Annotated in this window: 13 protein-coding genes and 2 pseudogenes; all 15 read right to left on the bottom strand. The window is 35.0% G+C overall.

Going from position 1 to position 15,149, the window contains the following annotated elements; translation table 11 throughout:
- Nucleotides 1–4: 4 nt before the first annotated feature.
- The 15 genes and pseudogenes from STRUR_RS10765 to STRUR_RS10830 all read right to left on the bottom strand — a co-directional run bounded on the left by STRUR_RS10765 (nucleotide 5) and on the right by STRUR_RS10830 (nucleotide 15,136).
- Complete coding sequence (locus tag STRUR_RS10765) at nucleotides 5–301, bottom strand: 50S ribosomal protein L23 (RefSeq protein WP_006739217.1); 297 nt, start codon at nucleotides 299–301, stop codon at nucleotides 5–7.
- On the bottom strand, nucleotides 301–924 hold the full coding sequence (gene rplD / locus STRUR_RS10770; RefSeq protein WP_006738616.1) for a 50S ribosomal protein L4: 624 nt from the start codon (nucleotides 922–924) through the stop codon (nucleotides 301–303). The genes STRUR_RS10765 and rplD overlap by 1 nt, the downstream gene beginning before the upstream one ends.
- Nucleotides 925–947: 23 nt before the next feature.
- The gene (gene rplC / locus STRUR_RS10775; protein ID WP_006740138.1) at nucleotides 948–1,574 is read right to left on the bottom strand and encodes a 50S ribosomal protein L3; all 627 of its coding nucleotides are present in this window, start codon (nucleotides 1,572–1,574) and stop codon (nucleotides 948–950) included.
- A 106-nt stretch (nucleotides 1,575–1,680) separates the two neighbouring features.
- Nucleotides 1,681–1,989, bottom strand: coding sequence for a 30S ribosomal protein S10 (gene rpsJ, locus STRUR_RS10780; protein ID WP_006740369.1), 309 nt, complete (start codon nucleotides 1,987–1,989; stop codon nucleotides 1,681–1,683).
- Nucleotides 1,990–2,189: 200 nt separating this feature from the next.
- Nucleotides 2,190–3,419 carry an MATE family efflux transporter gene (locus STRUR_RS10785; RefSeq protein WP_050934197.1) on the bottom strand — a complete coding sequence of 410 codons (1,230 nt, stop codon included), beginning with the start codon at nucleotides 3,417–3,419 and terminating at the stop codon, nucleotides 2,190–2,192.
- Nucleotides 3,420–3,474: 55 nt separating this feature from the next.
- A complete protein-coding gene (gene thrC / locus STRUR_RS10790; RefSeq protein WP_006739166.1) occupies nucleotides 3,475–4,968 on the bottom strand; it encodes a threonine synthase in 1,494 nt (497 codons plus the stop codon).
- A gap of 87 nt (nucleotides 4,969–5,055) precedes the next feature.
- The gene (locus tag STRUR_RS10795) at nucleotides 5,056–5,778 is read right to left on the bottom strand and encodes a hypothetical protein (protein WP_006739484.1); all 723 of its coding nucleotides are present in this window, start codon (nucleotides 5,776–5,778) and stop codon (nucleotides 5,056–5,058) included.
- Between the two features lie 300 nt (nucleotides 5,779–6,078).
- Nucleotides 6,079–7,096: pseudogene (gene adhP / locus STRUR_RS10800) on the bottom strand (alcohol dehydrogenase AdhP).
- Nucleotides 7,097–7,277: 181 nt separating this feature from the next.
- On the bottom strand, nucleotides 7,278–9,926 hold the full coding sequence (gene adhE / locus STRUR_RS10805) for a bifunctional acetaldehyde-CoA/alcohol dehydrogenase (protein ID WP_006739640.1): 2,649 nt from the start codon (nucleotides 9,924–9,926) through the stop codon (nucleotides 7,278–7,280).
- 159 nt (nucleotides 9,927–10,085) lie between these two features.
- Nucleotides 10,086–11,864, bottom strand: coding sequence for an acyltransferase family protein (locus STRUR_RS10810; RefSeq protein ID WP_006739776.1), 1,779 nt, complete (start codon nucleotides 11,862–11,864; stop codon nucleotides 10,086–10,088).
- Nucleotides 11,861–12,241, bottom strand: coding sequence for an MORN repeat-containing protein (locus STRUR_RS10815; protein ID WP_196792584.1), 381 nt, complete (start codon nucleotides 12,239–12,241; stop codon nucleotides 11,861–11,863). Before STRUR_RS10815 ends, STRUR_RS10810 begins: the two co-directional genes overlap by 4 nt.
- Nucleotides 12,242–12,258: 17 nt before the next feature.
- On the bottom strand, nucleotides 12,259–12,708 hold the full coding sequence (locus tag STRUR_RS10820; protein WP_006738715.1) for a low molecular weight protein-tyrosine-phosphatase: 450 nt from the start codon (nucleotides 12,706–12,708) through the stop codon (nucleotides 12,259–12,261).
- A gap of 257 nt (nucleotides 12,709–12,965) precedes the next feature.
- Nucleotides 12,966–13,964: a Holliday junction branch migration DNA helicase RuvB gene (gene ruvB / locus STRUR_RS10825; protein ID WP_006740129.1), complete on the bottom strand. Its 999-nt coding sequence runs from the start codon at nucleotides 13,962–13,964 to the stop codon at nucleotides 12,966–12,968.
- A 29-nt stretch (nucleotides 13,965–13,993) separates the two neighbouring features.
- Complete coding sequence (locus STRUR_RS12145; protein ID WP_006740706.1) at nucleotides 13,994–14,092, bottom strand: quorum-sensing system DWW-type pheromone; 99 nt, start codon at nucleotides 14,090–14,092, stop codon at nucleotides 13,994–13,996.
- A 114-nt stretch (nucleotides 14,093–14,206) separates the two neighbouring features.
- Nucleotides 14,207–15,136: pseudogene (locus tag STRUR_RS10830) on the bottom strand (helix-turn-helix domain-containing protein).
- Nucleotides 15,137–15,149: the final 13 nt, after the last annotated feature.

Genomic DNA, 15,149 nt, shown 5'->3' on the forward strand with positions numbered 1-15,149 from the left:
TAGATTATTCAGCTTCTGCTGCGAACAACTCGATTGCTTTTGAATCAGCTGTAAGAGTAACGATAGCTTTTTTAGTTTTTGAAGTGAAACCTGTGTAACGACCAACGCGTTTTGCTTTTGGTTTTACATTAACAGTGTTTACACTTGCAACTTTAACTCCGTCAAACGCTGCTTCAATAGCTTGTTTGATTAAGAGTTTATGTGCACGAGTGTCAACTTCAAATGTGTATTTCCCTTCTTCAAGGGCATACATTGATTTTTCAGTGATCACTGGTTTTTTGATTACGTCGTACAAATTCATTATGCAAGAACCTCCTCGATTGCAGAGATTGCTTCTTTAGTAACAAGAAGTTTGTCGCTATTTACGATGTCAAGAACACTTGCAGTTGTTGCTGTTGCAACTTTAACGTTTGGAAGGTTACGCGCAGATAATGCTGCAAATTCATTTCCTTCTTCAACAATAACAAGTACTTTTGAATCAATGCTAAGTGCTGAAAGAACTTTCGCAAATTCAGCAGTTTTTGGTGCTGCGAATGAAAGGCTTTCTACAGCTACAAATTTTTCTTCAGCAACTTTTGCTGAATAAACTGATTTCAAAGCAAGGCGACGAACTTTTTGTGGAAGTTTGTATCCATATGAACGTGGAGTTGGTCCGAAGACTACACCACCACCACGCCATTGTGGTGAACGGATTGAACCTTGACGAGCACGACCAGTACCTTTTTGACGCCATGGTTTGCGACCACCACCAGACACTGCTGAACGGTTTTTAACCGCATGAGTTCCTTGGCGAAGGCTAGCACGTTGGCTAATAACAACATCAAAAACAACTGATTCGTTTGGTTCGATACCGAAGATAGCGTCGTTTAACTCAACAGAGCTAACTTCTTTACCAGTTTGGTCAAATAGTTTAACGTTTGCCATTTTAACTGTTTTCTCCTTTCTTATTATTTAGCAGCTTTAACTGCTGATTTGATAGTGATAAGAGATTTCTTAGCACCTGGTACGTTACCTTTAATAAGGACAACGTTTTTCTCTGGGATTACTTGTACAACTTCAAGATTTTGAATTGTTACACGGTTGCCACCCATACGTCCTGCCAAGTGTTTGTTTTTGAAAACACGGTTTGGTGCAACAGGTCCCATTGAACCTGGACGACGATGGTAACGAGAACCGTGAGCCATTGGTCCACGTGATTGACCATGGCGTTTAATAACACCTTGGAAACCTTTACCTTTAGTTGTACCAGTAACATCAATTACATCACCAGCTTCGAATTGTTCAACAGTAAGTTCTGCACCAACTTCTAAGCCTTCAATGTTTTTGAATTCACGAATGAAGCGCTTAGGAGCAGTGTTAGCTTTAGCTACATGGCCTTTGGCAGGTTTGTTACTCAATACTTCGCGCTTGTCATCAAAACCAACTTGAACTGCTTCATAACCATCTGTTTCAACAGTTTTAACTTGAAGCACAACATTTGGAGTTGCTTCGATGACAGTTACAGGGATAAATTCACCAGCTTCAGTGAAGATTTGAGTCATTCCCACTTTTTTCCCTAAGATTCCTTTTGTCATGAGAAAATATTTCCTTTACTTTATTTATTTGAAAAAGTTTTTAATGAGCGTTTTTTGTGCTCAAAAAAGTTTTTTACGAGCGTTTTTTGTGCTCAGAAGATCAATCTTAAAGCTTGATTTCTACGTTTACACCACTTGGAAGATCCAATTTCATAAGAGCGTCAACAGTCTTTTGAGTTGGGTTCACAATGTCGATAAGACGTTTGTGTGTACGCATTTCAAATTGCTCGCGAGAATCTTTATATTTGTGAGTCGCACGAATAATTGTGTAAAGACTACGTTCTGTTGGAAGTGGAACCGGTCCTGCTACAGTAGCGCCTGTACGAGTTACAGTTTCAACGATTTTTTCTGCCGCTGTGTCAAGCGTACGATGTTCGTATGCTTTCAAACGGATACGGATTTTTTTGTTTGCCATCTTTTCTCCTCTCGTCTATTTACGATAATAGGCTAGCTCCTCAAGAAAACCGATACGCTTTTGCGTGGCAATGCAACCGAGCGTGTCGCAACCTCTTGTATCATAGCTAAAGCTGCTTTTTTTACAGCACCATAATATAATAACAGAAGTTCACTATCTTTTCAAGTCTTTTTTACTAGAAATTAAAAAAAGTTATGAGCTCATAACTTTTTTTGTTTGTAATAGTATTTCAAGATGAACCATCTAGATGTGTTATCCAAAACGGTTGCAATCCACACGCCACTTAATCCTAATTTCAGTGGTATACTCAATAGATAACCAAAACCAATACGAATAACCCACATACCAAATGAAGTTGTGTAAAGTGGTATTTTTGGTCTTCCTAGTCCCTGCCACACTGCAGTATAAATCAAAGTACCTGAAGTTGAAAAACTACCTATTAACGAGAATAAAATAACGATCATACTACTATTTATGACAACAGTATCTGATGTAAATTGTCCACTTAATAGTTTGCCAAATATATAGACAACAAAAGCAATAGCTAACATCATACTACTTGATAACCATAAGATCTGTTTGATTAGTTTTTTCTGTTCACTTCTGTTTTCTAACTCACTTCTGGCTACTAAAATAATCGTAGCTGTCGCCATCGCTAAGCCTGGCATATAGTTGAATTGTGTTATACTTTCACCAATTGCATTTCCAGCTACTGTCTTAGTTCCTAACTTAACCACAATAATTATAGTGACAACATCTCCCAATCTCATCAATAATCGTTCCATCGCTGTTGGAAAAGATAAGTAGAGCAACTCTTTTGATGGCTTAAAGTTAAATTCACTAATTACTCTTTTAATAGGAAGAAAACGAATTAATATCAAACAAGCAATTACTCTTGAAATAACCGTTGCCGTTGCAACTCCAATAATGCCATAATGCCAAACCAAGATAGATAAAGAAGATAAGATAATGTTGATAATATTTGATAAGAGACTGACATACATTGGCAGTTTGGGATAGCCATTTGCCCTAACAATTGCTCCTAATACAACTATTAGGCCTATCGCAAAACAATTGCCACCAATAACACCAAGATAGAGTCTCCCTACTTGAGCCACTTGTTCACTTGTCCCTAAAGATATTAGCATTTCTCTGGCAAATAAAACTGTTATCACACCTAAAAATAGACTAATATAGATTGTCAACGATAGTGATTCCCCAATTTTCCTAGCCTGCTCATTTTCTGATTCAGAAATAAAACTTCTGGCAATAAGACTTGAGACTGCAGCAGCCAGTGCAATGTAAATGGCTTGATAAATACTAATGATATTGTTAGCAACTGACACACCTGTTATAGCAACTATTCCCAATTGTGCTACTAAATAGCTATCTACTAATCCCATTAGCATTTGTAAAATATTTTCGATCATCGCCGGCAATGCTAAGTTTAGAATTTCTTTATAATAACTCTTTTGATTAATCACATTAGTTACTTTCACCTAGAAGTATCGTTTCAACTGCTTTTTGCATCTCAGAAATAGCACACGTGGTATGATGTTTTATTTCCCTTTTTTCAATTGAATCAACGGCCTTTGGCACAGATACTTGGGATATCTTATTCAAAAGGTCAACTGCTTCAAAATCATCATTTGGTCTTTCATTCTCGATAGCAGTCACAACAACACTTGGAAATTTATAGGGACTAGCTGTAGAGACAATTAAAGTTGGTGTGTTGTCTTTTGTTTTTTTAAGATAGTCTTGATAAACAGCAGAAGCAACTGCTGTATGTGGATCTATGGTGTAGCCATATTTTTTAAAGACTCGTTTTATTTCTTCTTTTGTTGCTTCTTCCGTGGCAAACCCAGCATCAAAAAGGTCAAAAATTTCTTGCTTCAAGGCTTGAATTTGATATTGATTATCATTTATGAGTTGGTCCATTAGCTTTTTAGTTGCTTTAGCATCATTTCCCATTAAATGAAAAACTAATCTTTCAAGGTTTGATGACACCAAGATATCCATTGATGGACTTAAAGTTAATTTGAAATCACGTTTTTTATTATAAGTGTGGGATTTGAAAAAATCCGTTAAAACATTATTTTCATTTGATGCACAGATGAGTTTAGCAACTGGAAGACCAATTTCTTTAGCATAATATGATGCTAAAATGTTCCCAAAATTTCCAGTTGGAACAACAATATTAATTTCTTGACCTTTGGTTATGGCATTTGACTTAATAAGCTGTGCATAAGCATAGACGTAATAAACAATTTGTGGCACCAAACGTCCAATGTTCATAGAATTTGCAGAAGAAAATTGGATATTATTAGCCAATAATGTTGACTTTAGAGTATTATCACTAAACAACCGTTTTACTTCTGTTTGTGCATCATCAAAATTACCTTCAATAGCAATCACATGAGTATTTGTTCCAGTCTGAGTAGTCATTTGAAGCTCTTGAATATTACTGACTCCATTTTTAGGGTAAAAGACGATAATTTCCGTATTAGGGACATCTTCAAAGCCGGCCATAGCTGCCTTACCTGTATCACCAGACGTTGCTGTTAATATGACAATTTTTCGGTCTACACCTTGTTTTTTAGCCGCAGTAGTCATCAAATAAGGTAAGATAGATAAAGCCATATCTTTAAAAGCAATTGTTTCTCCATGATATAATTCTAAGTAGTGTTCTTGACCAAAACTCGTCATAGGAGCTATTCGTTCATCATCAAATGATGAGCCATAAGCAGACTGGACACAAAAATTAATCTCTTCCTCTGTAAAATCATCAAAAAATGCTTTTAAGATAAACTGCGCAACTTCCTGATAAGATGCTTTTTTTAGTTTATCAAAATCTAAGTTTAACTTTGGCATTTCTAATGGTGTAAACAAGCCACCATCTTGCGCTAAACCTTGCAATATTGCTTGACTAGCACTTACTTTATTATTTTCTTGACGCGTTGATTGATATAGCATTGGCATAGCACTTACCTACCTTGTAAATTCTTTTTAATATTATAACATATTCTAACTATTAAAAAAGAGAAGCATAGTGTACTTCTCTTTTTATTATTCTTTATGAAATGTGTATTTTTGATGACCTTCAAGTGTAACTTTATTTCCAGATTTATGATAAATCGTATAATCTCCTTTTTGAGCAGCTACTTTTGAAATTTTAATAGCTTTTGAATTTGCTTTTGTTACTTTAATATGATGTGATAGACGGTTAACATTCCCCGTGAACACGGGAGCAGTCATAATACCAGTTTTTTTATGGTAAATCCCTCCAATTTTGACAGATTGACTAAAAGCTTGATCAATAATGGCATCAATTTCTTTTTGAGATGGTATACTTTCTTCAAAAATGGCTTTTTCTTCGTCTGTCAAATCCGAATACTGAAGGTTCTGACTTGATAAATAAGAATTAATGGTTTTAGATAAATAGTCTTCAAAGGCTTTTTGGAAGGCATCCTCATTTATTTTAACTTGAATGGTGACATTTGCTTTGTCTCTTTTGACAGCCATTTTAATACGTGTATCACCAATAATATCTTTTTCGCTTAAATCAAATTCACCTGTTTCTTTTGAAAACTCACCTGCAATTTCTTTTTCTAATTGCTTTTCCATATTTTGTGATTGCCATTTCCCATTAATATCCCCTGTTATAAATGTAAAAATACCAAAAATAACCGTAGCCAAGACTAATAGCCCAACTATACTTAAAATGACTTTTAAAATTTTAGGCTTTCTTTTGTCACTTCCTTGAGTGACATCTAAAACATCTCTCCCCATCATATTCCTCTTTTCTTCTTCTCTTCTTCATTATAGCACTTCTTAACATTCTGTCTATTAGAATCCACTCTTAATCCCAAACAAAAAAGAGATGACCTATTAAAGAAATCATCTCTTTTTATGATACATCTTGTACCCTTTATACTATTTTTCCCAACGAGAATCAACACCAGCAATTGAAATCCAAACTGTTGCTAAAACAGTATATAATTGTTCAGCCATTTTGTTCTAAACCTTCTTTCGTTTTTTTCCGATAATATTATAACGCTGCACTAGTAAAATGTAAACTATTTTTCTACATTAATGTGTGAAATCTAAAACTTTTCGACCTTGGATTTTTCCGGATTCCATTTCATCAAATACAGAAACTGCTGTATCTACTGGGACTTTTTTCGACTACAGGAACGACAAGTCCTTCTGCACCGAAAGCAAAAGCTTCTTCCAAATCTTTTCGCGTTCCAACTAAAGAACCTACTACTCTAATACCATCTAAAACAGTTTTTACTATTGATAACTCCATATACTCAGACGGAAGACCAACAGCCACAACTGTTCCTCCAGCACGCACACTATCGATTGCTTGATTGAAAGCAACTTTTGATACCGCCGTAACAACAGCGCCATGGCAGCCACCAGTTTTATCTTGAATTTCTTTAGAAACATCAGATGACGTCTTACCATTGATAACGATATCTGCACCTACTTTTTTAGCCAGAGCTAATTTATCATCATTAATGTCAACTGCAACAACATGGGCATTAAACACTTTTTTAGCATATTGGACAGCTAAATTACCTAAGCCACCTGCACCAAAGACAACAATCCATTGTCCTGGAGCAGCACCAGCTTCTTTAATAGCTTTATAGGTAGTAACACCTGCACAGGTAATTGAAGAAGCTTGGGCAGGATCCAGTCCATCTGGAACTTTAACGGCATAATCTGCTGTCACTACAGCATAATCACTCATCCCACCATCAACAGTATAACCCGCATTTTTAACACTGCGACAAAGCGTTTCACGACCTGTTGTACAATATTCGCAATGACCACAACCTTCGAAGAGCCATGCAATTGATACTCGATCACCCACTTTAAGTGATGTTACACCCTCACCTAACTCTTCTACAATACCAATACCTTCATGTCCTAATATACGACCAGGAACTTTTCCAAAATCACCATGGGCAACGTGAAGATCAGTATGACAAACACCACAATATTCAACTTTTACAAGTGCCTCTCCATATTGGACAACCGGTTTATCGTGTTCTACAATTTCAACGCCTGTGCCAGTATTATCAACTACAACAGCTCTCATGATTTTACCTCCGAATTTTATTATTTTAGAATTCCATTAAAATGAAATCGTTTTCAATTAGATTGAATATCTTATCACAAACTTTGTCAATAACTTTTAGTGAAAATTTTCAGAAAATACACTTAACCGGTTATGTTTTTAGAAGTCGAAAAAAAGAGGTCTACTGACCTCTTTATAAGGATTATTTTAGTCTTCCCGGACGTTTAGCATAGCCATAATAGGCATCTGCCATAATTTCTTCCATATCTGCTACTAAAGGCAAACGTGGATTTGCTGGTGAACATTGATCTTCATATGCTAGAAGCGCAATTTCATGCAAACTATCTTTCCAAGCTTTTTCGTCAATACCAAAACCTTTAAAACTCATGTCAATTCCAACAGAAACTCCAAGGTCGTAAACAGCTTTTGCATATGCTTCGACTGCTTCTTCAGGAGTTGAACATGGTAACCCTAACATTCGTGCAATATCTTGGAATTTCTCATCTGCTTTCCAGTAATTATATTTTGGCCAAGTCGTTGTTTTAGAAGGTCTTGTCCCATTATAACGAATAACATATGGTAACAAAATAGCATTTGTACGACCATGGACTGTATGATGAACCCCTCCAATTTTGTGAGCCATTGAGTGACTCATTCCTAAAAAGGCATTTGCAAAAGCCATACCTGCCATCGTTGATGCGTTATGCATTTTTTCACGTGCTTCTGGATCTGCTTCTTTCACTGATTTTTCGAGATATTTAAAGACTAATTTGATTGTTTGAAGTGCAATTCCATCAGTGTAATCATTTGCAAAATTTGATGTATATGCTTCTGTTGCATGCGTTAAGACATCCATACCTGTGTCAGCAGCGATAAATCCTGGTACAGATTCAACTAAAGCAGGGTCGACAATTGCAATAGTCGGTGTCAAAGCATAGTCAGCTAATGGGTATTTTCGATTATTGGCTTTATCTGAGATGACTGCAAAAGGTGTTACCTCTGATCCAGTACCTGATGTCGTTGGAATTCCTATATATTTTGCTTTTTTACCAAGCTTAGGAAAACGGAAAGCACGTTTTCTAATATCCATATACTTTTGTGTTAAATCACTAAAATCGATATCTGGTTGTTCGTAGAAGAGCCACATGCCTTTTGCTGCATCCATTGGTGAACCACCACCCAAGGCTATAATGGTATCTGGTTGGAAATCACGCATCATCTCAGCACCTTTGTAGACTGTTGTGATATCTGGATCAGGTTCGACATCAGTGAACACATGAATAGAAACTTTATTTTTTCGTAAATACAATTGGTCAGTGACGCGTTTAACAAATCCTAGTTTCTCAATAGATTTGTCAGTAACAATCATAACACGTTCAATATCTGCAGCATCTTGAAGGTATTGAATTGAATTACGTTCAAAATAAATTTTTGAAGGAACTTTAAACCATTGCATATTATTACGACGTTTCCCTACTTTCTTGATGTTTAAAAGATTAATAGCACTGACGTTATCACCAACTGAGTTTCTACCATATGAACCACAACCGAGTGTTAGTGATGGAATAAAGGCATTATAAACATCTCCAATTCCTCCAAATGTTGAAGGTGAATTCCAAATAATACGCATAGCCTTCATTTCTGTTCCAAATCTTTTAGCAAGAGATTCATCTTTTGTATGGATAGCTGCAGAATGTCCAAGTCCATGGAACTCAACCATTTGTCGCGCTTTCTTTAGTCCATCTTCTGCTGATTCAGCTTTTAATACCGCAATGACTGGTGATAATTTTTCACGCGTAAGAGGTTCTTTTTCACTGACTTCAGCACATTCAGCTGCTAATATATTTGTTTCTTCTGGAACACTAAATCCAGCTTGTTCAGCAATCCAAGTAGCAGGTTTTCCAACAATATCTGGGTTAAGTTTAGCACCAGCACAGTTTTTACTATTTGCTTTAACTCCGAAGCAAAACTCTTCTAAGAGAGCTTTTTCTTTTTTATTGACAAAATATGTCTTGTAAGATTTAAATTCTGCAATAAATTCTTTATAAATTTCTTTGTCTACGATAACAGCCTGCTCTGAAGCACAAACCATACCATTGTCAAATGATTTTGACATGACAATATCATGTGCTGCTTGACGAATATCAGCTGATTTTTCAATGTAAGCCGGAACATTCCCTGCCCCCACGCCGAGTGCTGGTTTCCCACAGGAGTATGCCGCACGCACCATTGCATTTCCACCTGTAGCAAGGATAGTTGCAATACCATCATGATTCATCAATGCCCCAGTCGCTTCCATTGAAGGCTCAGTAATCCACTGAATACAATTTTCTGGAGCACCTGCTTCAATCGCAGCATCACGAACAATTTGTGCAGCATGAGCGGATGATTCTTGTGCTGAAGGGTGGAAACCAAACACAATTGGATTTCTTGTTTTTAAAGCAATTAGTGATTTAAATATAGCTGTTGACGTTGGATTAGTTGTTGGTGTAATTCCACAAATAACCCCTACCGGTTCAGCAATTTTAGTCAATCCTGTAATAGGATCATCTTCTATGACACCAACTGTTTTGACACCACGCATATTGTTTACAACATGTTCACAAGCAAATAAATTTTTAGTTGCTTTATCTTCAAAGACACCACGTCCGGTTTCTTCATAAGCATGCATTGCTAAAATACCATGTGCATCTAAGGCTGCAACTGAAGCTTTTGCGACAATACAATCAACTTGTTCTTGATTTAATTGTCGAAATGCATCTAATGCAATAAGTCCATTTTGGACAAGCTCATCAACATGTTTTTGAGCTTGATTCAACTTTTGTTCAGGTGACATTTTTTTATCAGCCATTCAATTCTCCTCTAGAAATCTTTATTGTTAAAAGTTTCACAAATTTATTTACAAGATTATTATAACAAAAAAATATAATTTGTAAATAGTTTCACAATCTTTTTTGTGATTATTTTAACAATATTTTTTTTAAAAGAAAAAGAAACCTATTAAGGTTTCTTATTTTGGATTTTGTTTTGCAACTTTTCTAACCGCTGATTGTACCGTATCGACATAGAGTGTTGCACCTTTTGTCGTTGAATCACTATAGTGTACACCATCTGTACCATCCCAAATATCAGGATTCTCAACTGCTACTTTATACCAGTCAGCAACGGTTACATAACTGTATTTTTGAGCTAACTTTATTTCATAGTCACGAGCTTCTGCAACTTGAGTAATATTCTTACTATTGTAAGGAGACACAAAGACTAGTCTATGTCCTTTTGGTAATTTTTTAATAAAAGCATTTAGATCCGTTTTATAATGATCAAGTGAATTTACCCCAATGGCTACTACAACTGTTTGAGACAAAGTATTACTTGTTATATGATTAGAAAAAATATCATAAGCTTCTGAGAAGTTACGGCTAACCGCTGCATCTAGTTGAGCTTCTGGCATGATACTTGAAAATGCACTGCTTGATCTTAATGCTACTGAATCACCTATGATAGTGATATCACTCAAGGCATTTGCATCTCCAGCAGCAAGAGTATGTGTACGATTAATACTATTTCTAGCTTGTTCAAGAGAACTAGCTAATAGTTCATTTTCAAATTTTCCGACACTAGGTGCTAAAAAGCCAGTTAATAGTGTTATAACTGCAAGCACACCTGCTAAAGTATATAACCATTTTAGATAAGGTTTTAAATCTAATGACAAACCAAATAAATGTGGTTCTTTTCCAGCAATCAATGGTTCAATAACATAAAAGGATAATGTTGAAAAAATAAATGAGCATAATACTGTTAGAATAACCGCAATCCAATTGGGGCCCAATTGTGAAAAGATAATGTAAAACGGCCAGTGGAATAGATACACTCCATAACTAATATCAGCTATATAAGTAATCACAAAGGGTTCTTTGCTATTAGGTGTCTTCTCATGAAGTACACGCGCTGCATAAATCATGATAGAGGCAAAAAAGCTTGCTAATACAAAGCCAAATAAATAAGTAATCAGTTGGTTAAAGTCAAGAACTAATGTCAAAATAAGCAACATTAGAAAACTACCAATCATCACACTTAAAACTTGCTTCGTTTGCCAATGCTTTACATTCTTTTGAAAACGCGTTGTTGTTTCTTTTATCCCTGTCATTGTTGCAAACATAGCACCTAGGAAAAATGGAAAGCTATGAGCTAATGTTGAAAAATAAATAAGTGAAAAGTTATTAACCAGAAAAGCTCTGATAAACATTGTCAAAAAGCTAATTGCGAAAATACCAGTCGATGCTAGAAAGACGTAGCCTCTAAACTTAGTCGGTTCATAATGTTTTCTAGCTAAAAGCCAGACAATAAGTGCCCAAATTATATAAAAATGAACTTCTATTGCCAAACTCCATGTATGAACAAAGAGATGTGGAATGAACTGGCTTTCATAATTGCCACCGGTCAAAATTTCATAGAAATTAGTTGTGAAACCTATAGCAGCCGCAATCTGTGCCCCAATTCCAGCGATAAAATCTCGTCTTACTAAGAAGGTAAATGGCATGGTAACCAAAACCATAATAATAACTGGTGGAACAATACGATAAAATCGCCGTCTCAAGAATCCAATAATATCAATAGTCTTTTTCTTGGTGTACTCATCAATTAAGAGAGCTGTGATTAAATATCCTGAAAAAGTAAAGAAGATATCAACTCCGATAAAACCACCTGGAAAAGCATGTTTAAAAAAATGGTAGAGCAGTACTAATAATAGCCCTGTCACACGTATAAATGAAAACCATTTTACTCTCATTTTTGATATATCCCCTGTTTAAAGGTTCCTTTATAAACCTTTCCATTCTTTGCTTTTAGTTTTCCTTGACCATCTGGCTGGCCGTTTTTAAAATTACCTTTATAAGACCAACCATTACTTGCTACAAATTGACCCTGTCCATTGAAGACACCGTTTGAGAAATTTCCTGTATAGGTATCTCCGTTAGCATAAGTTAATTTTCCTTGACCGTTCATGCGATGGTTAACGACATAACCAGTATATTTTAATTGACCATTATTTAAAGTTAAACTTGTTTTTTCTTTTATGGTTAAGGTAAAAACAGAGATCCCACAAACAAAAAGGATAATGGTTACCAAAATCTCTATTTGTACTCTTGTTAATTTGATTAACTTCAATTCTTGTCGTTTTTTATTCATTTCTCATTACTCTGTATATTTTTTTCAATGATTTCTCGCCACGTCTGACAACCTTGACTGACTAAGTGATAGGTCTCTTCAAAATCACCAGTATACCATGGATCTGGAACGCCACCTTGGCAAAACAAAGCTATTTTATGATCAAAACGTCCATTTGACATAGCCTTCATATCTTTAACATTTTGTTGATCCATGCCAATTAAATAATCAAAAGTCTCAAAATCTTTTATGGTTAATTCTTGTGAGGCTTTTGAATTTTCAAAAGGAATCTGACTAGCTGTCAGTATTTTTTGTGTCCCAGGATGTATGGGATTACCATGTTCCCAGTCTGATGTTCCACGACTTTCAATCAACCAATCTTTATCAGAAGCCTCTTGTTTCATAACAAATTCAGCCATAGGACTACGGCAAATATTTCCTAAACAGACAAAACATACTTTTTTCATGACAGTCTCCTCGTTTATCATTATATCAAAATTTTGTAGTAAATTTAAGATATAGCCATGATAGATTCTCATTTGTTCGCCTTTTCAATAACAGCAATAAAAAGACAACACTTAGGTGCTGTCACTTAAGACAATTCAAAAATGAACTCTTACTGTTTTTGATAATACAATAAATAGCAACTCCAACTAACCATTAGTAGAGATTTTAGGGTAATTAGAATATTGACTCAATCATTTTTAACAATTTCGGCATTCTTTTACTTCTCTGACAAGGGATAGCCTAAATGTTGATAAGCTTTTGCAGTTGCTACTCTTCCTGTACGAGTACGCATCATAAAACCTTTTTGAATGAGATAGGGCTCATACATATCTTCAACAGTATCTCGTTCTTCAGCAATGTTTATTGATAAAGTCCCAAGACCAACTGGACCACCATTATACATTTCAATCATCGTTCTTAGGATTTTTTGATCGACATAATCAAGTCCTTCTTGGTCTACATCTAACATTGATAGTGCTTGATCAGTGATTTGACTGGTAATAGTGCCATCTCCTTTTATTTGTGCAAAATCACGTACCCGTTTTAAGAGTCGATTTGCAATTCTAGGCGTTCCACGGCTTCGTTTTGCTAATTCTATAGCAGCTTCCTTCACGATGGCCATATCAAAAATATCTGCTGTCCGCTCAACTATCTCTGTTAAATCATCCAATTCATAATATTCCATATGACCTGTAATTCCAAAACGAGCACGAAGAGGATTAGATAGCATACCTGCACGCGTGGTTGCTCCAATCAAAGTGAATGGTGGTAAATCAAGGTGAACACTACGACTTGTATCACTAGCACCAATCATGATGTCAATGTAAAAATCTTCCATAGCACTATATAGGACTTCCTCGACAGCCATGGGCATTCTGTGGATTTCATCGATAAAGAGAACATCGCCAGGCTCTAAATCATTTAAAATGGCAACTAAATCACCTGCTTTTTCAATAGCTGGACCAGATGTTTGCTTTAAATTGACACCTAATTCATTGGCAATCACAAAGGCCATAGTTGTTTTCCCTAGTCCTGGAGGGCCAAAGAGTAAAACATGATCCAACGATTCATCTCTCATTTTTGCAGCTTCAATAAAAATTGTTAATTGATCTTTTACTTTTGATTGACCAATATATTCTTTAAAATATTGAGGACGTAGTGAACGCTCAGAATACTCCTCATCCCCTAATATATCATTATCTAAGATTCTTGTCATAAAGATATTATAGCAGAAAAGAGGTATTATTATCCAATTTTCCACCAATCTATTTCAGACGCATACTTAATAGCAGTTGAAATAAAAGGAAGCATTAAAAGTAGTAAGATAGAAAATTTTTTGTTCATTTTTGAACTCTCCTAATAATTTATTGATTTTGTAAACTTATTATAGTCAAAATAAACAATTAAGAACATGACATTAATGTCATGTTCTTCTCTAAATGACTCATAGTAATTAACCTAATCATCATAGCAAATATTTAATTTTGATAAATCTTTATTCCATTCTTCATTTATTTTCTCTTCTAAGTAGTCGTCTCCCATCATGTTAGCAAACAAAATTGCTTTTGTGTGACAACTTTTTGCTTTCTTAAAATCAAGTAAACAATTTAAGAAATACTTCCACTCCATAATACAAATAATTGGCATCCTGTTAAAATCTTGGATTTAATCTAAAATTTGTTTAGTTAGTTTAACTATATCACAGAGATAATCAAACTCTTCATAATACAAAGACAATAAAAAATATTGTATCAATATTTGTTGAACAATAAATTTTTCTTCAATATGATAATTCTGAACATTTTGTTGGATTATTTCAAATATAGTCTTGTAAAAGTGACTGTCATATAAGTTTCCTTTTTTCTTGGTTATATCTAAACAAGCTAAATAGAGATTTATTAGAATCAAATCATTTATCTGATACTTTTTCTTTTTCTTAGTTTGAATTAAATAATCATTTAAAATACCAATGCCAAAATTAACATCTTTAGTCAAACTTGTATCTAATGTTGCCTGTATACAATCTATAGCTAACTTTTCAATTTCTGGTAACTCATCATAATATATTTCATATATCTCATCAAGTTGTTGTTCACGTAAGTTAATTTTTGAAACATCAGTAAAAACCGGTGTTCTTAATATTAAATACTTCAACTCCTTATAACGCTTAGGCAACTCTATATTTTGACCATCTGTCAAAGAACCAATGCTAACACCCAATTGTTTTGCGATGTAATTGACAGAACTTAAATTTGGTATTGACTTGCCTGATTCTATACGTGCTAATTGCCTTATTGATAACTCTGCTTCATTACCACACAATTCTTCACGAGTAATATTATTTTCTGCTCGTAATCCTTTAACCTTTTCTCCAAACCCCTCCAGCATAAATCCCTTTCAA

The organism is Streptococcus urinalis 2285-97 (genome assembly GCF_000188055.2).
Lineage (GTDB): Bacteria > Bacillota > Bacilli > Lactobacillales > Streptococcaceae > Streptococcus > Streptococcus urinalis.